The sequence below is a fragment of the Parvularcula dongshanensis genome, from assembly GCF_014199615.1.
In the GTDB taxonomy this organism is placed as follows: Bacteria; Pseudomonadota; Alphaproteobacteria; order Caulobacterales; family Parvularculaceae; genus Parvularcula; species Parvularcula dongshanensis.
The window spans coordinates 843494-861035 of sequence record NZ_JACHOB010000001.1 but is presented as its reverse complement, the minus strand read 5'-3'; the positions used below and the strand labels follow the sequence as shown (position 1 = coordinate 861035).

20 protein-coding genes are annotated in these 17542 nt (G+C 70.4%); 11 read left to right on the top strand and 9 right to left on the bottom strand.

Annotated features, from left to right (window positions below; translation table 11 throughout):
* Positions 1-11: 11 nt before the first annotated feature.
* The 3 genes from GGQ59_RS04105 to hslV form a co-directional block, all read right to left on the bottom strand.
* Positions 12-356: a metalloregulator ArsR/SmtB family transcription factor gene (locus GGQ59_RS04105; protein WP_221400857.1), complete on the bottom strand. Its 345-nt coding sequence runs from the start codon at positions 354-356 to the stop codon at positions 12-14.
* A gap of 105 nt (positions 357-461) precedes the next feature.
* Positions 462-1766 (bottom strand): ATP-dependent protease ATPase subunit HslU, encoded by a 1305-nt coding sequence (gene hslU / locus GGQ59_RS04100; protein ID WP_183816054.1) that lies wholly within the window; start codon positions 1764-1766, stop codon positions 462-464.
* Positions 1763-2329: an ATP-dependent protease subunit HslV gene (gene hslV / locus GGQ59_RS04095; RefSeq protein WP_183816052.1), complete on the bottom strand. Its 567-nt coding sequence runs from the start codon at positions 2327-2329 to the stop codon at positions 1763-1765. The genes hslU and hslV overlap by 4 nt, the downstream gene beginning before the upstream one ends.
* A 78-nt stretch (positions 2330-2407) precedes the next feature.
* Between hslV and GGQ59_RS04090 the strand changes: the two genes are divergently transcribed.
* The 4 genes from GGQ59_RS04090 to GGQ59_RS04075 are packed head-to-tail and all read left to right on the top strand — an operon-like array spanning position 2408 to position 5572.
* The gene (locus tag GGQ59_RS04090; RefSeq protein ID WP_183816050.1) at positions 2408-3193 is read left to right on the top strand and encodes a YgdI/YgdR family lipoprotein; all 786 of its coding nucleotides are present in this window, start codon (positions 2408-2410) and stop codon (positions 3191-3193) included.
* Positions 3194-3251: 58 nt separating this feature from the next.
* Positions 3252-4895 carry a S41 family peptidase gene (locus GGQ59_RS04085; protein ID WP_183816048.1) on the top strand — a complete coding sequence of 548 codons (1644 nt, stop codon included), beginning with the start codon at positions 3252-3254 and terminating at the stop codon, positions 4893-4895.
* The gene (locus tag GGQ59_RS04080; RefSeq protein ID WP_183816046.1) at positions 4892-5254 is read left to right on the top strand and encodes a hypothetical protein; all 363 of its coding nucleotides are present in this window, start codon (positions 4892-4894) and stop codon (positions 5252-5254) included. Before GGQ59_RS04085 ends, GGQ59_RS04080 begins: the two co-directional genes overlap by 4 nt.
* Before the next feature lie 54 nt (positions 5255-5308).
* Positions 5309-5572: a hypothetical protein gene (locus tag GGQ59_RS04075; protein WP_183816043.1), complete on the top strand. Its 264-nt coding sequence runs from the start codon at positions 5309-5311 to the stop codon at positions 5570-5572.
* Between the two features lie 3 nt (positions 5573-5575).
* Here the strand turns inward: GGQ59_RS04075 and GGQ59_RS04070 are convergent, their stop codons facing one another.
* The gene (locus tag GGQ59_RS04070) at positions 5576-7270 is read right to left on the bottom strand and encodes an AMP-binding protein (RefSeq protein ID WP_183816041.1); all 1695 of its coding nucleotides are present in this window, start codon (positions 7268-7270) and stop codon (positions 5576-5578) included.
* A 160-nt stretch (positions 7271-7430) separates the two neighbouring features.
* Between GGQ59_RS04070 and GGQ59_RS04065 the strand changes: the two genes are divergently transcribed.
* Complete coding sequence (locus tag GGQ59_RS04065) at positions 7431-8528, top strand: divergent polysaccharide deacetylase family protein (RefSeq protein ID WP_183816039.1); 1098 nt, start codon at positions 7431-7433, stop codon at positions 8526-8528.
* Between the two features lie 9 nt (positions 8529-8537).
* Positions 8538-9041, top strand: coding sequence for an RNA pyrophosphohydrolase (locus GGQ59_RS04060; RefSeq protein WP_183816037.1), 504 nt, complete (start codon positions 8538-8540; stop codon positions 9039-9041).
* A gap of 3 nt (positions 9042-9044) precedes the next feature.
* On the opposite strand, the gene GGQ59_RS04055 is transcribed toward GGQ59_RS04060, so the two are convergent.
* Positions 9045-10691 (bottom strand): hypothetical protein, encoded by a 1647-nt coding sequence (locus GGQ59_RS04055; protein ID WP_183816035.1) that lies wholly within the window; start codon positions 10689-10691, stop codon positions 9045-9047.
* Positions 10692-10801: 110 nt separating this feature from the next.
* Positions 10802-11431, bottom strand: a complete 630-nt coding sequence (locus tag GGQ59_RS04050; RefSeq protein WP_183816032.1) for a TlpA family protein disulfide reductase — start codon at positions 11429-11431, stop codon at positions 10802-10804.
* 109 nt (positions 11432-11540) lie between these two features.
* On the opposite strand from GGQ59_RS04050, the gene GGQ59_RS15135 reads away from it, so the two are divergent.
* The 5 genes from GGQ59_RS15135 to truA are packed head-to-tail and all read left to right on the top strand — an operon-like array spanning position 11541 to position 15179.
* Positions 11541-11663 carry a hypothetical protein gene (locus tag GGQ59_RS15135; RefSeq protein ID WP_281373713.1) on the top strand — a complete coding sequence of 41 codons (123 nt, stop codon included), beginning with the start codon at positions 11541-11543 and terminating at the stop codon, positions 11661-11663.
* Positions 11664-11666: 3 nt separating this feature from the next.
* On the top strand, positions 11667-12935 hold the full coding sequence (gene lysA / locus GGQ59_RS04045) for a diaminopimelate decarboxylase (protein WP_183816030.1): 1269 nt from the start codon (positions 11667-11669) through the stop codon (positions 12933-12935).
* A gap of 31 nt (positions 12936-12966) precedes the next feature.
* Positions 12967-13482: a peptide deformylase gene (gene def, locus GGQ59_RS04040; RefSeq protein WP_183816028.1), complete on the top strand. Its 516-nt coding sequence runs from the start codon at positions 12967-12969 to the stop codon at positions 13480-13482.
* A 12-nt stretch (positions 13483-13494) separates the two neighbouring features.
* Positions 13495-14424 (top strand): methionyl-tRNA formyltransferase, encoded by a 930-nt coding sequence (fmt, locus tag GGQ59_RS04035; protein ID WP_183816027.1) that lies wholly within the window; start codon positions 13495-13497, stop codon positions 14422-14424.
* A gap of 5 nt (positions 14425-14429) precedes the next feature.
* The gene (truA, locus tag GGQ59_RS04030) at positions 14430-15179 is read left to right on the top strand and encodes a tRNA pseudouridine(38-40) synthase TruA (protein ID WP_183816025.1); all 750 of its coding nucleotides are present in this window, start codon (positions 14430-14432) and stop codon (positions 15177-15179) included.
* Here truA and GGQ59_RS04025 read toward each other — a convergent pair.
* The 3 genes from GGQ59_RS04025 to dapE all read right to left on the bottom strand — a co-directional run bounded on the left by GGQ59_RS04025 (position 15171) and on the right by dapE (position 17472).
* Positions 15171-15653, bottom strand: a complete 483-nt coding sequence (locus GGQ59_RS04025; RefSeq protein WP_183816023.1) for a hypothetical protein — start codon at positions 15651-15653, stop codon at positions 15171-15173. The genes truA and GGQ59_RS04025 overlap by 9 nt on opposite strands.
* Before the next feature lie 68 nt (positions 15654-15721).
* A complete protein-coding gene (locus GGQ59_RS04020; RefSeq protein WP_183816021.1) occupies positions 15722-16336 on the bottom strand; it encodes a hypothetical protein in 615 nt (204 codons plus the stop codon).
* Positions 16330-17472 carry a succinyl-diaminopimelate desuccinylase gene (gene dapE, locus GGQ59_RS04015; protein WP_183816019.1) on the bottom strand — a complete coding sequence of 381 codons (1143 nt, stop codon included), beginning with the start codon at positions 17470-17472 and terminating at the stop codon, positions 16330-16332. The genes GGQ59_RS04020 and dapE overlap by 7 nt, the downstream gene beginning before the upstream one ends.
* Between the last annotated feature and the right edge of the window lie 70 nt (positions 17473-17542).

The window sequence follows — 17542 nt, the reverse complement described above, 5'->3', positions numbered from 1 at the left end:
AGTGTAGGGTCCTAGACGCCGAGCCAGGCGGCAAGAGCGGCGTGCAGGAGCTGAGGGTCGATGGGCACGCGGCCTTCGATGAAGTGAACCGCGTTCGCGACCCAGTCCGCGAGGCTCGCATCGGTCAGATGATAGAAGTGCTGACGGCCTTCGCGCCGTTCCTCCACCAACCGGTGCGCTTTCAGCTGTGCCAAGTGCTGGCTGACGCGGGTTGCGGGGAGGCTGAGTGCCTCCGCCAACTCGCCGACGGCCTTCTCGCCACCGCGCAGCTCCTCGATGAGACGCACGCGGTCTGGATGGCCGAGCTGCTTGAACATCTCGGCGAGTTCCTTGGCGACGAGGCTGTGCTGAGACACGGAACCGCTCCTTGCCCGCCCATCATATGCGAAAACTTGCAGATGTGAAGGCATGAGGCCGTCATTCCGACCCGTCTTCGTTCGCAGGCTCAGCCGGCGCTAGAGCTAGAGGATGAACTTCGACAGGTCGGCGTTGCCGGCGAGGCCTTCGAGCCGAGCGAGCACGAAGGCCTTGTCGACCGTCACCGTCTCACCCGCACGCTCCGCTGCCTCGAAGCTGACCTCCTCGACCACGCGCTCGAGGATCGTCGCGAGCCTCCGCGCGCCGATGTTCTCGACGTTGGCGTTCACCTGCGCCGCCATGTCGGCGAGCGCGTCGATGCCGTCCTCGGTGAAGTCGAGCGTCAGCCCCTCGGTCGCGAGCAGCGCCTCGTACTGCTTGAGGAGGCTCGCCTCCGTGTCGGTCAGGATGGCGCGGAAGTCCTCGCGCGTCAGGGCCTGAAGCTCGACCCGGATCGGCAGGCGCCCCTGGAGCTCGGGCAGGAGGTCGGACGGCTTCGCCGTGTGGAAGGCCCCGGACGCGATGAAGAGGATGTGGTCGGTCTTGATCTGGCCGTGCTTGGTCGCGACGACCGCGCCCTCGATCAGGGGGAGGAGGTCGCGCTGGACCCCTTCCCGGCTGACGTCGGCGCCCGACGCGTTGCCGGACTTCGCGACCTTGTCGATCTCGTCTAGGAAGACGATGCCGTCGTTCTGCACCGCCTCGATGGCCTCGGCCGTGATCTGCTCGTCGTCGAGGAGCTTGTCGCTCTCGTCGTTGATCAGCGGCTCGTAGGCCTCCTTGACGGTCATCTTCTTGGTCTTGGTCCGCCCGCCGAACGCCTTGCCCATCATCTCGGAGAGGTTGATCACCGAGGCCGAGCCGCCCGGCATGCCGGGGATGTCGAAGCTCGGCATCCCGCCCGTGTCCGAGACCTCGATCTCGACCTCCGCGTCGTCGAGCGTGCCCTCGTTGAGGCGCCGCCGGAAGCTCTCGCGGGTCGCCTCGGACGCGGTCGCGCCGACGAGGGCGTCGATGACGCGGTCCTCCGCCGCCTCGCGCGCGCGGGCCCTCACCTCCTCGCGGCGGCGGTCCCGCACGAGGCCGATCGCGACCTCCATCAGGTCCCGGACGATCGAGTCCACGTCCCGGCCGACATAGCCGACCTCGGTGAACTTGGTCGCCTCGACCTTGAGGAACGGCGCGTCGGCGAGCTTCGCCAAGCGGCGCGAGATCTCGGTCTTGCCGACGCCGGTCGGGCCGATCATCAGGATGTTCTTCGGCGTGACCTCTTCTTGCAGCGGCCCCTGGAGCTGGCGCCTGCGCCAGCGGTTGCGAAGCGCGATCGCGACCGCCTTCTTCGCGTCGCGCTGGCCGATGATGAAGCGGTCGAGCTCCGCGACGATCGCCTTGGGGGTGAGGTCGCTCATCGGGCTTCTCCTTCGCCTGTCGCGCCGGCGGCGCCGATCGTCTCGAGGGTGACGCGGTCGTTGGTGTAGACGTCGATCGAGCCTGCGATCTTCAGCCCCTCGCGCACGATGTCTTCGGCCGAAAGGTCCGTGTGCCGCAGGAGCGCCAGCGCGGCGGCCTGCGCGAACGACCCGCCCGACCCGATGGCGATGACGCCCCCACCTTCTTCGGTCTCCGGCTCGATCACGTCGCCGAGGCCAGACAGCATCAAGGTCGTGTCCCCGTCCGCGACGATCATCAAGGCCTCTAGCCGCCGCAGGGCGCGGTCGGTCCGCCAGTCCTTGGCGAGCTCGACGCAGGCGCGGGTCAGCTGGGTCGGATACTGCTCGAGCTTGCCCTCCAGGCGCTCCAGAAGCGCGAAGGCGTCGGCCGTGCCGCCCGCGAAGCCCGCGATCACGCGCCCGCCTGCGATCCTGCGCACCTTGCGCGCGTCGCCCTTCGAGATGGTCTTGTCCATCGAGACCTGGCCGTCGCCCCCGACGGCGACCGTTCCGCCCCGGCGGACGGCGAGGATGGTGGTCATGCGTACTCCGAAACGCTTGCGTTGCCGTCCGACATGGGGAAGCGTCGCGGGAAGGGAAAGCCCGGGAGGGGAAAAGCCATGAGACGTATCGGTTTGGGGCTATGCGCGCTCGCGCTCGCAGGGTGTTCCACCAGCGTGCAGACAAGCTCGGGCCGCGAGTACCTAGGCCGCTACGACAGCGCGGTCGCCGGGGCCTCGGACGCGGCCCTCGGTGTCGACGACGCAGCGTTCCGGGCTGCGGCCAGCGTCGAGCCTCTCCTGCGCTTTCCGGCCCGCATCGGCATCGCCCGGATCGAGGGCGGCCAGCTCACCCCGATCCCCGACGACGAGATGGCGTCCTGGGCGGCGCTGATGGAGGAGACCGGTGGCGCCTACGGCGAGGTGACGCCCCTCAACCTCCTCGTCGCCGAACTCGCCTCGAGTGGCGCCGTGACCGGCTCACCAGCGCAGCGCGCGGTTCAGAAGATTCGGCTCGGCGCCGCGCGCCAGCACATGGACGCGGTCTTCGTCTACGAAGTCTTCGGCACCCACGACGCGCGGCAGAGCCCGCTCTCGGTCGGCGACCTGACGATCATGGGCGCCTTCTTGCTGCCGGGGCGCAAGGTCGACGCTCTGGGGCACGCCGAGGCGATCCTGCTCGACGTGCGAAACGCTTATCCCTACCTCACCGCCTCGGAGACGGTGACGAAGGACGGGCTCGCTGCGGCTGCGCGGGCCGTCGGGCGCGGCGAGAAGCTGCGCGACGCGGCTGAGGCGCAAGCTGTGGCCGACCTCGCGGCGTCCCTGCCCCCGGCCCTCGCCAAGCTCGCCGTGGAACTCGGCAACCTGCCGGACGAACCGGTCGAGACCGCGGCACTCGATTGAGCGGCGCCATTGCGACTGCGGCCATCGGCGCCGCTTCCGCCCAGGGCGAAAAGCACGTATGATCAGCGTGATGGCAGGGGTGCATCGCTCGAACGCCGCGCGGTGTGCCGCGCTCGCCCTCCTCGCGGCCTGCTCGGGCGGCGGGGGCGGCTCCTCGTCCTCGCCGCAGCCGAGCCGCGCGCCGACGCCGGCGCCGACCGTCAGCACGGCGCCGACCTGGGAACCCGGCACCTACCCGGCGTCCTCGACCCTCGCGAACCGCTGCGAGCGGCCGCGTACAGGGGTCGACCTCGAGGGGAACCCCTTCCCCGACAGAGCGGGCTCGCTCGCCTATGAGAAGTTCTGGCTGCGCTCCTGGACGCACGAAACCTACCTCTGGGCGAACGAGGTGCCCGACCGGAACCCCGCGAACTACGCGAGCCCCGTGGCCTATTTCGACACCCTGAAGACGACCGCGACCACGCCGTCGGGCACGCCGAAGGACGACTTCCACTTCAGCCAGCCGACCGAGGACTACCTTCGGGACCGGAACTCCGCCCCCGCGGCGAGCTACGGTGCGCGCCTGGCCGTCATCGATCCCTACCCGCCGCGCGAGGTCCGCGTCGTCTACACCGATCCCGGCACGCCCGCCGCGCCCGTCCTCGCGCGGGGCGACCGCATCCTCAGCGTCGACGGCGAGGACCTGGTCTATGGCGGCGAGACCGAGGCGGCGCTCGATACCATCAATGACGGCCTCTTTCCCCGCGCGGCGGGCGAGACCCACGTCTTCGAAGTCCAGGATACGGAAGGCCGCAAGCGCAGCGTCACGATCACCTCGGCAAACCTCTCCGAGGCGCCCGTCAACACGGTCCGGGTGCTCGACCGCGACGGCGGGAAGGTGGGCTACCTGCTGCTGAACACCTTCAGCCCCTACGCGACGGAGGCGGCGCTCGCGGACGCGGTGCAGACCCTTGCGGACGAAGCGGTGAGCGACCTCGTCCTCGACCTGCGCTACAATGGCGGCGGCCTTCTCGCCATCGCCTCTCAGCTCTCGCACATGATCGCGGGCCCCGCCTATACGCGCGGCCAGACCTTCGAGCAGTTGCGGTTCAACACGGGCGTGGGCGGCACGAACCCGATCACGGGCGGGCACAACGATCCCGTCCCCTTCTTCGCCGAAGGGCTCGGCTTCTCCTATGACGACGGGGCGGTGCTGCCGGTGTTGAACCTACGCCGGGTCTACATCCTGACGACCGAGGCGACCTGCAGCGCGAGCGAGGCCGTGATCAACGGGCTTCGAGGCGTCGACTTCGAGGTCGAGCTGATCGGCAGCACGACCTGCGGCAAGCCCTACGGCTTCTACCCCGAGGACAATTGCGGGCAGACCTACTACACGATCCAGTTCCAAGGCGTGAACGACAAGGGCTTCGGTGACTACGCCGACGGCTTCGCGCCGACCGAGTCCTTCGACGGCTTCGCCGTCTCGGTGCCGGGCTGCTCGGTGGCGGACGACTACACCTATCCGCTCGGCGACCCGCGCGAGCGGATGCTCGCCGCGGCTCTTCAGCGTCGGGAGACGGGCGCCTGCCCGGGCCTGACGATGGCGAAGGCGGCCGCCCCGGCCTGGACGCGCGGGGCCGTGCAGAGCGGCCCGCCGCTGATCCCGCGCAGAGCGCCCCTCGCGGACGAGCGCGACATGCGCCTGCCTGGCGGACGGCTGTGAGACGGCCGGTCGCCGCGGCGGGACCGGCCGCTTTGTTTCTTCTTTGCGCCTGCGCGGGCGTGCCCGACGAAGAGGGGCCCGCCCTTCTGACCGAAGAGGGCGTCGATGCCGCCCGCACCGCGCTGTCGGCGGCGCTCGGCCGCGCGACGATCACCCTCGGCGAGCCTTCCGCGACGACGGCGCCCGTCCTCGTCGTCCTGCCGCCGCGGCCCGGCCCTTACGAGGCCAACAGCCCCGCCCTCCCCCTGCGCTTCGACGTCCGCTCCGACGCGGAAGGCTGCCGCCTCGTGCCCGAAGCCGATGGGCGGCGGACGTTGACCTTGCCGAAGAGCGCCTGCCGACCGGTCCCGCCGCGCTGATTGCCCGTGCCCGCGACGCCCGTTAGCGTGCGGGCGGGAACGAGGACCGCCACCATGAACGCCTTCCGAATCCTCGCTTACGTCCTTCTGGGCCTGGCGCTCGCCCTCTTCGGCGCGGACGTCGTGACCAGCCTCGAAGCGCAGCAGGTCACCCTGCGCGCCACCAGGGCGATCCTCTCGCTCTTCGGGCTCGATCTCGGCGTGCAGGAGGGCGGCTGGTTCGCGCGCGTCGGCAACTTCCTGCTGGCGACGCCGCTTTGGGCCTCGCTCGCGACCTTGGGCGCCCTGATGGTCCTGATCCTGCGCCCGCCGCGCTGAGGATCACTCCGCCGCCTGGCGCTCCGCCTCCGCCGCCGCGACGAGCTCCTCCGCGCGCTGGTTCAGCGTGACGTAGTCGACCTTGCCGGTGCCGAGGAGCGGGATGTCCGACAAGTGCAGCACCCGCTTCGGCACGGCGAGCTCGGGCACGCCGTGGCTCTGCGCCCAGTCGAGGAGCGCGGTTCGGTCGGGACGCTCCTCCTCGGTCAGGAGAACGATCTGCTCGCCCTTCTTGTCGTCCGGCAGCACGACGGCCGCGTGGATCGAGTCGGGCCAGACGACGCTGGCGCAGTTCTCGACGACCGAGAGGCTGATCATCTCGCCCGAGATCTTCGCGAACCGCTTCAGGCGGCCCTTGATCGCGACGTAGCCGCCGCCGTCGATGGTGACGACGTCGCCCGTGTCGTGCCAGCCGTCCTCCGGCGGGACGACCTTGCCCGTCTCCGGGTCGAGGTAGCCGGCCATCACGTTCGGGCCGCGCACCAGGAGCCGCCCGCCGTGCTCGAGCCCTTCGACGGGGATGAGCTTCGTCTCGACCCCCGGCAGGAGCTTCCCGACCGTGCCCGGACGGATGTCGCCCGGCTGATTCACGGCGAGGACGGGGGCGCACTCGGTCGCGCCGTACCCTTCGAGGACGGAGAAGCCGAAGAGCCGCCTTGCAAGGTTGCGCGTCTCGTCCCGGACCTTCTCCGCGCCGCAGACGGCGTAGCGCAAGCTGGACATCGAGCCGGGCTTCGCCGCCCGCAGGTAGCGCGACAAGAAGGTATCGGTCGCGAAGATGATCGTCGAGTTCGTCTTCCGGATGACCTCCGGAATGATCTTCACATGCAGCGGGCTCGGATAGGGAACGAGCGGCTTGCCCTCGATCAGCGGGAAGAAGCATCCCGCCGTCAGCCCGTAGGAGTGGAAGACGGGCAGCGGGTTGAAGCAGACGTCACCCGCTTCGAGGTCGACATGGCCGCGGATCTGCTCGACGTTGGCGACGAGGTTCTGGTGGTTGAGGACGACCCCCTTCGGGTCGCCCTCCGTGCCCGAGGTGAAGAGGATGACGGCGGGCGTCTCGGGGCTCATCGGACGGCGCAGGAGCGCGGGCGCCTTCTCGCCGAGCGCGGCGCGCAGCTTCTGGAAGCCGGTCAGGTTCTCCTTGATGTCCTCGAGGTAGCGGATCCGGGCATGCGCCGAGAGCGCGTCGACCACGCCCTCGAGCCCGCCTTGCTCGATGAACTTGCGGCTGGTCAGGACCGACTTGATCCGCGCCGTCTCGACCGCCGACCGAAGCGCCTTGTCCCCGGCCGTGAAGTTCAGCATCGCCGGCACGCGGCCGTCGACGTAGAGGGCGAGGAGCGTGATCACCGCGCCCGCGCTCGTCGGCAGGAGGACGCCGACGTTCTCCCCGCGCTTCGTGAAGCGCGAGATCGCCGCGCCCAGGGCGAAGGCGCCGCGCACCACGTCCTTGTAGCTGATCGCCTTGCCGTCGGGCTCCAGGATCGCCGTCGCGTCGCGGCCGACCCGGGACTTGGTGTCGAGCAGCTTCGAGAAGACCGTCTCGCGGCTCTTCGACCAGATCTGGCGACGGCTCTTGCGCGCGTCGGCGAGGAGCCGTTCCTCGGCGGCAGCGCGCTCCTTCGCCTCGGCCTTGGCCGTCTGGTCGGCTTCCTCGGGCAGCGCGTCGTCGGCGTCCCGCTTCTTCTTGGCCATGGTTCGGCTCCTCCTGCCGCCGGGTGGCCGCTGTTGGCGTGGGCGCGTTCGCGCCGTTGGCACGCAGGGGCGGGCGGCCCTATGGTTGCCGAACCATCTATCTCTCCGCGTAACACCCGGCAACAGAGGGTGACCGCGGACCTCGGACAGGAGCAGAGCCTTGCGGCGGACCCCGCCCCCTTCACGACTGAGGATCGCCTGGGCCCTTCTCATCCTCGGCGTGCTCGGGCTCGTCCTCGCGGCCGTCCTCGTCCCGCCGCCCGCCGCGCCGGACCGAAGCGTGGACCTCGCGCTGCCGACGCGGCCCGACCCTTACGCGCCGACCGGAAGCGCCATGATCGCCGAGCCGATGCCGGAGGATGACGAGCTTCCCATCGTCGTGCGCGGCGCGGAGCCCGAAGAGGCCGCCTCCGACGGCCCGGGCGAGGTGGTCATCTCGGTCCTCGACACGCCTGGCCGCACCCCGCGCGCGCCGCACGAAGGGAACCCGGCCACGCCGCCCGCCGCGCCCGACCCCGGCCTCACCCGATCGACGCCCGACGGCCCGGTCCCGGCACGAGGAGCGGACGGGCGGACCCCCTTCGAGGCGTACCGACGGACGCAGAAGGCCGGCGAGGGCGCGAGCCTCGGCGTCGTCCTCAGCGGCCTCGGCCTCGACCCCGCCTTGACCGAGCGGGCGCTCGCGCTGCCGCCGGAGGTCTCGCTCGCCTTCGCGCCCTATGCTCGCGGCCTGCCGAGCCTGATCGAACGCGCCCGTTCGGCTGGGCACGAGGTGCTGATCGAACTGCCGATGAGCACGCCGGGCGTCGCGCCGGCCGCTCTCGGCCCCGCCGCGCTGTCGGCGGAGAGGGACGCGCGCGGCAATGACAGGCGCCTCGCCTGGCTCCTCGCCCGGGCGCCGGCCTACCCCATGGTCACGAACTACCTCGGCGCAGGCTTCTCGCGCGACGAGGCCGCGATGGGACGGCTGATGGCACGGGTGGCCGAGGCCGGGCTCGGCTACGTCGACGACACGGGCGCCGCCGCCGGCGCCGCCCGGATCGCCGGCGTGCCCTACGCCGCGACGGACAGGCTGATCACGCCGGAGGACGGCAACCCCGCCGCGGCGCTTCGCGCGGCCGCCGCCGCGGCGCGGCCGGGACGGGTTTCCCTCGTCAAGGTCTACGCCTCGGACGACGCCGTCACGGCGATCGAACGCTTCCTTGCAGAGCCGCGCGTCGGGGTAGTGCCCGCCTCGAGCGCGGTCCGCACCCAGTAGGAGACTGCCATGATCGTACCGGACGGCCTCGAGGACTACCGCCCTAACGTAGGGGTCTGCCTTTTGAACCGGCAGGGCCTCGTCTGGCTCGGCACCCGGGCCGGGGTCGGCGAGAACGAGCCGCTGACGGCGTATCGCTGGCAGATGCCGCAGGGCGGCATCGACGAGGGCGAGGCGCCCGACCTCGCCGCCTTCCGCGAGCTTCGCGAGGAGACGGGCGTCACCTCGGCCCGCCTCCTGACGATGACGCCGGGCTGGCTCGCCTACGACTTCCCGGCAGAGTACCGGAAGAAGCGCTGGCGCGGACAGCGGCAGAAGTGGGCGGTGATGCTGTTCGAAGGCGAGGACGACGAGGTCGACCTCGACGCGGACGAGCACAAGGAGTTCGACGACTGGCGCTGGGCCGAGCTGTCGGAGGCGGCGGGGCTCGTCGTGCCCTTCAAGCGCGGCGTCTACGAAGAACTCGCGGCGAGCATCGCCCCCCTCGCCGCCTTCGTCGCGGCGCGGGGCTGAACGCTACTCTTCGCGCTCGACGGTCAGGTTCAGCCGCTCGATGAGCTGGGCCGGTCGCGCCGCGCCGTCCGAAAGCGTGCCGAGGACGACGGGGCTCGACGGATCGATCGAGATCTTGAGCGTGCCGCCCTCCGAGACGAACTGCGACACCGCGTCGGCGTAGTCCGGCACGCGCGGGCTCACGCCCTGCCCCTGCAGCGCCGCGATCGTGACCGTGCCGGCGACGCCCTCGCGCAGGCGGGCGGGGTCTCGCCCCTCCATCGCGCCGTAGACGGCGAAGAGCGCGCCGATCAGCGCCTCGTCCTCGAGCGTCAGCGTGATCCCGTCGATGGCGACGGCGCTCAGCGCCTCCTCGCCGCCGCCGAGAACGGCGGCGTGGTCGAAGGCCGACATCCGGGCGTCGAGGCGGCTCGAGAAGAGGTCCTTCGCCTCGCCTTCGCTGGTGAAGCGGATCGTGTCGGCGTCCGCGTCGTAGGCATAATCGACGCGCGACGAACTCTTCACCGCGGTCAGTCCTTGCGCCTTCAGGACGGGGAGGAGCTCTGCTTCCTCCTCGCCGAAGTAGACGGAGTAGTCGGTGGTCACCCCTTCGGTCGCCGCCGAGAAGCGCTGCGGCATGTAACCGAGGAAGTCGATGTCGGAGATCGTCGTCCGAGCGGCGCTCGTGGCGAGCTTGCCGTTCACGTAGGTCTTCTGATCGCGCAGCTCCGCGCCCCCGACCTCGATCATGTCGTCCGCATCCATCGGCGGCTCCTCGCCGGCGGCGAGGTAGGGCAGGAGACCAGCGACGCTCATGCCGTCCCAGCGCAACGAGGCGATCGTCGTGCGCGCGTTCTCCGGCAGGAACAGGCCGCCGAGCGGGCCGTTCAGAACGCCGGCGAGCGCGGGGCTCATGCTCGCGAGCCGGCCGCGCACGGCCGAGACCTCCTCGCCGGTCATCGTCTCGAGCGCGCGCAGGTTCACCCGGCCGAGACGTCCTTCCTCGTAGCCGTTCAGGGTGAGTTGCGCGACCGAGACCGTGTTCTCGTTCGTCACGACGAGGTCCTGAAGCGTGACGTCCCCCATGGCGAAGCTCGTCAGCCAGGCGGCCGCGGCGACGGCGTCCTCGCCTTGCGCTTCCGGCCGGCGCACGCGCAGGTCCTGCACTTCCGCCCCGCCAAGGCGGATCATGGTCGGCGCGGGCCGCGCGCCGGGACCGGCGTCCGCGCCGCAGCCTTCCGTGCCTTCATCCTCGCAAGGGTCCTTCGTCAGGGTCACGTCGTAGAGCCGCAGGCGCTCGAAGGGGGCCTGCAGATCGCTTGCGGCAGACCCGATGGCGCGCGCCGCGTCGAGGTCGGGCGCGAACAGCTCCGCGCGGCCGATCGCGACGTCGGCGTCGCCTCCGGACGGGGCGATGCCGGTGACCACGAGCGCCCCGATCTCTTCATCGAAGGACGCGCTCTCATAGGAGCCCGCATCGAGGCCGAGAGCCGAGAGGTACGCCGCCGGGTCGACCGGCTCGGCGCCCCGCGCACTGTAGGGCCGGAAGCCGTCCTGCGTTGCGATCGTGGCGCTCTCGGCCTTGCTGAAGCGGTAGGCCGAGGCGCCGCCCGCCGTCGCGAGGGCAAGGGCGGAAACGATCAGAGCGGTCTTCTGTCGGGACGGGGTCACAAGGGGGTCCTTCGGATTCCGGCAGGGTCGAACCCGAGGCTAGGCTCTCCCCCGCCCCCCGCTAGGACGCTTCGGCAACAGCCGCCCACTAACTTCGCGGTAGTGTACGGTCAGAACTTCGCTTCGCCGTCCCTTATCGCTTCGATCAGGCGGAGAGCCTCGGGGGCGGCCCAGTCCGCGGCGCCTTCGAGGCGCCCGACCTCCCGGCCCCTCACGTCGTAGATCGCGGTCAGCGGCAGGCCGAGGTCGCCGCCGAAGGCGCCCAAGAGAGACAAGGAGGGATCGGACCAGAGGGGAAAGGCGCCCGCGACGCCGGCCTTCTCGAGCAGCGCGGTCTGCGCGTCGGAGGGCCGCTCGACCGCGATCGGCAGCAAGGTCACGCCCGTGCGTTCGGCCATGGCGACGAGGCTCGGCAACTCTTCGAGGCACGGCGCGCACCAGCTCGCCCATAGGTTCAGCACCACGACCTCGCCGCGCCCCGCGAGCGCGCGAAGCTCGGCTTCGTCCCCGCCGGCCTTCGTGACGGTGACCGGGGGAAGCCCGCGCGGCACGTCCGCAGGGCGGAACCCTTCGACCTCTCCGGTCAGAAGCGGGCCACGATCGGTCTCCGCCCCCTCTTCCCAGGGGCGGCTCTTCGGCACCGACGCCGCCAGGATTACATAGGCGAGGAACGCGCCCCCGAGGATCATCATGACGATCAGCAGCGTGCGCGGTTCGGTCAGGGTGCGAAGAAGACGCATCGGGGACGACCCTCGGTTGCCAAGACGGAAGCGGTTCGGGCAGATGCCAAGAGCGTCCGCCCCTGGCAAGGTGGCGGCTCGCCGCCCCGATCCCTCCTTCGAGGTCCGAATGAGATTCTTGTTGATCCTCGTCCTCCTCTCGCTGCCCCTGGCGGGCTGCGGACGGCGCGCGCCCCTCAAGGTGCCGCCCCCGCCGCCGCAGGAAGAGCCCTCGCCGGCCTACGGAGGCTGAACCGTGGATCACTTCGAGCGCCGCGGCGGCGTCCTCCACGCGGAGGACGTTCCGATCCCGAGGATCGCCGAGGCCGTCGGCACGCCCTTCTACGTCTATGCGAGCGCCACCTTGCGCCGGCACGCCCAGGTCTTCCGGGCCGGGGTCGGAGAGGACGCGCTCGTCGCCTTCTCCGTAAAGGCGCTGTCCAACGTCGCCGTCCTGAAGGTGCTCGCGAGCGAGGGCCTCGGCGCGGACATCGTCTCGGGCGGCGAGCTCGCCCGCGCGCGCTCGGCGGGCATCCCCGGCGAGCGCATCGTCTTCTCCGGCGTCGGCAAGACGCGCGCGGAGATGACCGCGGCGCTGGAGGCCCGGATCTACCAGTTCAACGTCGAGAGCGAGGCGGAGCTTCGCACTCTCTCCGAGGTCGCCTCGGCGCGGGGCTCGGTCGCGCCCGTCGCGCTCAGGGTGAACCCGGACGTCGACGCGGGCACGCTCGACAAGATCTCGACCGGTAGGAAGGACGACAAGTTCGGCGTGCCGTGGGAACGCGCGCCCGCGCTCTACGACCTCGCCCGGCGCCTGCCCGGCATCGAGGCGCGCGGCGTCGACCTGCACATCGGCAGCCAGATCGCGAGCCTCGCGCCCTTCGAGGCGGCCGCCCGGCGCGCGGGCGACCTGATCGAACATCTTCGCGCCGAAGGACACGACATCGACCGGCTCGACCTCGGCGGCGGGCTCGGCATCCCTTACGGCGACGGCGTCACGCCGCCGGACCCCGCCGCCTACGCGGCGGCGCTGCGGCGCGTGACGGACGCCCTCGACGTCCGCCTCGTCTTCGAGCCGGGGCGGATGATCGCCGGCAATGCCGGGCTCATGATCGCGGGCGTGATCTACACCAAGGCGCAGGAGGCGCGGTCCTTCGCGATCTTGGACGCAGGCATGAACGACCTGATCCGCCCCGCCCTTTACGGCGCGAGGCACGCAATCGTTCCGGTCGCGGAACGAGACGGCGATCCTTCGCCCTTCGACGTCGTAGGGCCTGTCTGCGAGACGACGGACCTCTTCGCGCGGGACGTCCCCCTGACCGCCCCCGCGCCGGGCGACATCCTCGCCTTCAAGACGGCGGGGGCCTACGGCGCGGTGCAGGCGTCGCAGTACAACACGCGGCCGCTGATCCCCGAGGTTCTCGTGGACGGCGACCGGTTCGCGGTGGTGCGGCGGCGTCCGAGCACCGAGGACATGCTCGCTCTCGAGGAGCTGCCGGACTGGACGGACCGCCCCGCCGATTGACCCCCAGGCGCCCGGCCCTTACCTCCGGGCCATGACCGTCAGGACCATCCTCACCGTGCCCGATCCGCGCCTGCGCGAGGTCTCGAAGCCCGTTCCGGAAGTGAACGACGAGACCCGCGCGTTGATGGATGACATGCTGGAGACGATGTACGACGCCCCCGGCATCGGCCTCGCGGCGATCCAGATCGGCGTGCCCCAAAGGGTCATCGTCATGGACCTCGCGGGCGAGGGCGAGCCGCCGCAGCCGCGCTACTTCGTCAACCCCGTGATCTCGGAGCCGTCGGACGACGCGGTGCCCTACGAGGAGGGCTGCCTGTCGATCCCCGGCTACTACGAAGAGATCTGCAGGCCGAGCCGCTGCGTCGTCAGCTACCTCGACTATGACGGCAACGAGGTCACCGAAGAGGCGACCGGCCTCTTCGCGGTCTGCATCCAGCACGAGATGGACCACCTCGAGGGCGTTCTGTTCCTCGACCACCTCTCGCGGCTCAAGCGCGACCGGATCATGAAGAAGATCAAGAAGGACGCGCTCGCCGCGGCCTCCTGAGGAGAGCCTCCCATGCGCGTCGTCTTCATGGGCACGCCGGACTACGCCGTGCCCGCCCTCGCCGAGCTGATCGCGAGCGGTCACGAGGTCGTCTGCGTCTACAGCCAGCCGCCGCGCCCGCGCGGCCGGGGGCACAAGCTCCACCCCTCGCCCGTCCACGCCTTCGCGGAAGCTCACGGCATTCCCGTCCGCACGCCGACGAGCCTCAAGAAGCCAGACGCGCAGGACGCCTTCGCGAACTTGCGCGCCGAGGTCGGCATCGTCGTCGCCTACGGCCTGATCTTGCCGCAGGCGATCCTGGATGCGCCTGACTATGGCTGCCTCAACCTTCACGGCTCGCTCCTGCCCCGCTGGCGCGGCGCCGCGCCGATCCAGCGGGCGATCATGGCGGGCGACGCGGTGACGGGGGTGCAACTCATGCAGATGGAGGCGGGGCTCGATACGGGGCCGGTCCTCCTCTCCGAGACGGTGCCGATCGAGCCCAGCGAGACCTATGGCAGCCTCCACGACAAGCTCTCGCGGACGGGTGCCGACCTCCTGCCGCGCGGCCTCGCCGCGCTCGAACGCGGCGGGCTCACACGGGTGCCGCAAAGCGAGGACGGCGTCACCTACGCGCACAAGATCACGGCCGAAGAAGCCCGCATCGACTGGAGCCGCCCCGCCGCCGAAGTCGACGCCCACATCCGTGGGCTTTCGCCTTTCCCCGGCGCGTGGACCGAGGACGCACGGGGCACGAGGCTCAAACTGCTGCTTTCTCGTATCGGTAGCGATACGAACGAAGCCGCAGGGACGGTGCTCGCGAAGGTGGGCGCGCTCGGCGTGGCTTGCGGCGACGGCCGGACGGTCGAACTCGTCAGGCTTCAACGGCCGGGCGGCCGACCGCAAGCGTCCGAAGAGTTCCTGCGCGGCTACGACCTGCCGCCCGGCAGCGTCCTGACCTGATCCTCATGCCGCGCTACCGCCTCACGGTCGAGTTCGACGGCACGCCCTTCGTCGGCTGGCAGCGTCAGGACAACGGCCCCTCGGTGCAAGGCGCGCTCGAGGCCGCGGGCGAAGCGCTCACCGGGGCGCCCGCCCCCGTCGTCGGCGCGGGCCGGACCGATGCAGGCGTTCACGCGCTCGCCATGACGGCCCATATCGACCTTCGAAAGCCCTTCCCCGCCAGGACCGTACGCGAAGCGCTCAACGCGCATTTGCGGCCTGCGCCTATCGCCGTGCTCGACGCCGAGGAGGCCGAAGAAGGCTTCCACGCCCGCTTCAGCTGCACGGGACGGTCCTACCTCTACCGGTTGCTCGCCCGCCGTGCGCCGCCAGCCCTCGAGCGCGAGCGGGTCTGGCACGTGCCCATCCCTCTCGATGAAGGCGCGATGGCAGAAGGCGCGAAGGCCCTGATCGGCAGGCACGACTTCACCACATTCCGCTCGGTCCACTGCCAGTCACGAAGCCCCGTCAAGACGCTGGACGAGGTGCGCATCGAGCGGGCCGGCGACGAGATCCGCCTGCACCTCGCGGCGCGCAGCTTCCTTCACAACCAGGTCCGCTCGATCGCCGGCACGCTCGAGCGCGTGGGCGCCGGCGCATGGCCGCCCGAGGCCGTGGGAACCGCGCTTTCGGCGAAGGACAGAGCGGCGTGCGGGCCGGTCGCTCCCGCCCGCGGCCTCTACTTCGCCGCTGCCCGTTATGACAGCTCAGCGTAGGCCCTTCGGCTTCTGTTTCTCTTCCGGAACAGCCGAGTTGCCGGCTTCCTTCCCAACTTCGTTCCCTGCGGCGGCCATCTGCACGAGCACGGGATGTTCGCTCTCAGGGTAGGCCGCCCGAAGCGAGCGGGAACATTCGGCGGCATGGTCGGCGAGCCAGCGGTCCCGCGCAGCGTAGTCGGTCAGCCCGTCGGCGGTCGCGTTGACCTCCTCGATCGCGCCTGCGGCGGCGGCACGAACCGCGTCGTCTTCGCCCGGCGCGGAGGCCGAGAGTTCGTACTTCCACTTCAGAAGCTCGATCCCAGCGCTGCGCCGCGTCTCCTCCGGCACGTTCGTGATCACCTTCAGCTCCTCAATCACGCGGACGAAGACGGCACCGCAATGAGCGGCCTCGTCGGTCGTGAACTCGCCTTCTTGGGCACGTGCCGTGCCGGTCGCGGCGAGAAGGAGGGCGAGGAAGAAAAGCGTCCGCATGGGCGGTCTTTCTGCGTGTCGAGCGTCAAAGCTAGCCGGGCCGGGGACGCGGGATAAGGGCGAACGCGTTACGATGACGCGAGGCTGGGCGAGCCGATGAAGCTCGAGGCCAGGGTAGAAACGACGAGACCCACGAGAAGATCGACCAAAAAGACGACGGCGAGAACGCCGATCGTGGGCCCCGTCTTCGTATCGAGCGAGCGCTTCACGACGCCGAAGAGGAGCCACACCGAGAGGACGGTCGCCAGAAGCGCAAAGGGTCCGAAGAGGAGCGGCGTGCTGGCAGCGACCGCAGCCGCCGCGCCGAGCCCCGCGATCAGGTTCACCGCAAGACGTGACCAGTTGAAGCCGATCAGAAGCGGCGTCACGCGCCACCCTTCCTGACCGCGAGACGCCAGCTTGGCGAGAACGAAGAGAGTCGCGCTCCAAGACAGGACCGTCGCGACGACTTGAAGCGTGGCGGTGACCGCCGGACCTGCCAGCGCCTCGTCGGTGCGGGACAACTGTACCTGACGCGCCACCTCGCCGATCAGCATCACCGCCGGCAAGGAAAGGGGGATCGCCCAGAACGAGGCGAAGACACCTCGCGCCGTCAGGTCGAGCCTCTCCTCCCAATCCCCCTCGCCGCGGGCCATGGCGAAGGTCCCGGCCATACCGCGCGTGATCTCCTTGCCGCTCACCACGCCGCGTACCCCGCGAGGATCCGGCCGTAGATGCATGTCAGCGCTTCGAGGTCCTCGACGGCCACGTTCTCGTTCACCTGATGCATGGTCGCGCCGACCAGGCCGAACTCAATCGTCGGTGCGTGGCGCGAGAGGAAGCGGGCATCGGACGTGCCCCCGGAAGTCGAGAGTTCGGGTCGTACCTTCGTCTCTGCCTCGACCGCGTCCGCGACGAGCCGGGCGAACCGGTCGTCCTCGGTCAGGAACGCCTCGCCCGAGACACGGGGCGCGAGGTGCCACTGGGTAGGGCCGGCGGCGGTGGCGATCCTGCGCTCGAGTTCCCGCACCAAGGTCTCCCCCGTCCAGTTCGGGTTGAAGCGGACGTTGAACCGCGTCCAGGCCGACGCCGGTATGACGTTCTCCGCCCCCTCCGGCGTGCCCCATCCGGTGAGCTCTAAGTTGGAGGGCTGGAAGCGGTCATACCCGTCATCGAGCGGCACATCCGTGAGCGCGGTGAGGATACGCTGCAGGACGGGCAGCGGGTTCTCCGCGCGGTCGGGATAGGCGACGTGCCCCTGCCGCCCATGGACGGTCAGGATCGCGTTGCAGGACCCCCTTCGCCCTACCTTCATCATCGAGCCGATCCGGTCCGGATTGGTAGGCTCGCCGACGAGGCAGTGTTCGAAGCCTTCACCGCGCGCCTCGACCGCGCCGAGCACGGCTTTGGTTCCATGTATGGCCTGGCCCTCCTCGTCCCCAGTGATCAGGAAGGCGAGCGGCGGGGTGCGCTCTCCCGCCCGCGCGACGGCCGCGACCATCGCGGCGATCCCGCCCTTCATGTCGGCGGCGCCCCGCCCATGAAGACGGCCGTCCGCGATGACCGGATCGAACGGGCCCGACTGCCAAGCGTCCATATCTCCGGGCGGTACCACGTCGGTATGGCCTGCAAAGCAGAAGCGCGGTCCGCCCTCGCCCCGAACGGCCCAAAGGTTGTCGACCGATGTTGCCCCTTCCCCGAAGGAAAGCCTCGTGCAGCGAAATCCGAGTTGCTCGGCCCAGAACTGCAGCAGGTCGAGCGCCCCGCCCTCGATCGGTGTGACCGAGGGGCAGCGGATGAGGTCGCTCGCGAGCGCGACCGGGTCGGTAAGGTCGGTCATGCCTCGCTTATCGCGGGCGAAGGGGGCGTCGGCAATGGCCGCTGCGTGGCGGCATGCTGGCGGACACACG

Excerpts from the sequence above, each read along its gene's own strand:
- hslU (WP_183816054.1), bottom strand. The coding sequence starts at position 1,766 with ATGAGCGACCTCACCCCCAAGGCGATCGTCGCGGAGCTCGACCGCTTC.
- hslV (WP_183816052.1), bottom strand. The coding sequence starts at position 2,329 with ATGACCACCATCCTCGCCGTCCGCCGGGGCGGAACGGTCGCCGTCGGG.
- GGQ59_RS04090 (WP_183816050.1), top strand. The coding sequence starts at position 2,408 with ATGAGACGTATCGGTTTGGGGCTATGCGCGCTCGCGCTCGCAGGGTGT.
- GGQ59_RS04085 (WP_183816048.1), top strand. The coding sequence starts at position 3,252 with ATGATCAGCGTGATGGCAGGGGTGCATCGCTCGAACGCCGCGCGGTGT.
- GGQ59_RS04075 (WP_183816043.1), top strand. The coding sequence starts at position 5,309 with ATGAACGCCTTCCGAATCCTCGCTTACGTCCTTCTGGGCCTGGCGCTC.
- GGQ59_RS04070 (WP_183816041.1), bottom strand. The coding sequence starts at position 7,270 with ATGGCCAAGAAGAAGCGGGACGCCGACGACGCGCTGCCCGAGGAAGCC.
- GGQ59_RS04060 (WP_183816037.1), top strand. The coding sequence starts at position 8,538 with ATGATCGTACCGGACGGCCTCGAGGACTACCGCCCTAACGTAGGGGTC.
- GGQ59_RS04050 (WP_183816032.1), bottom strand. The coding sequence starts at position 11,431 with ATGCGTCTTCTTCGCACCCTGACCGAACCGCGCACGCTGCTGATCGTC.
- GGQ59_RS15135 (WP_281373713.1), top strand. The coding sequence starts at position 11,541 with ATGAGATTCTTGTTGATCCTCGTCCTCCTCTCGCTGCCCCTGGCGGGC.
- def (WP_183816028.1), top strand. The coding sequence starts at position 12,967 with ATGACCGTCAGGACCATCCTCACCGTGCCCGATCCGCGCCTGCGCGAG.
- fmt (WP_183816027.1), top strand. The coding sequence starts at position 13,495 with ATGCGCGTCGTCTTCATGGGCACGCCGGACTACGCCGTGCCCGCCCTC.
- truA (WP_183816025.1), top strand. The coding sequence starts at position 14,430 with ATGCCGCGCTACCGCCTCACGGTCGAGTTCGACGGCACGCCCTTCGTC.
- GGQ59_RS04025 (WP_183816023.1), bottom strand. The coding sequence starts at position 15,653 with ATGCGGACGCTTTTCTTCCTCGCCCTCCTTCTCGCCGCGACCGGCACG.
- dapE (WP_183816019.1), bottom strand. The coding sequence starts at position 17,472 with ATGACCGACCTTACCGACCCGGTCGCGCTCGCGAGCGACCTCATCCGC.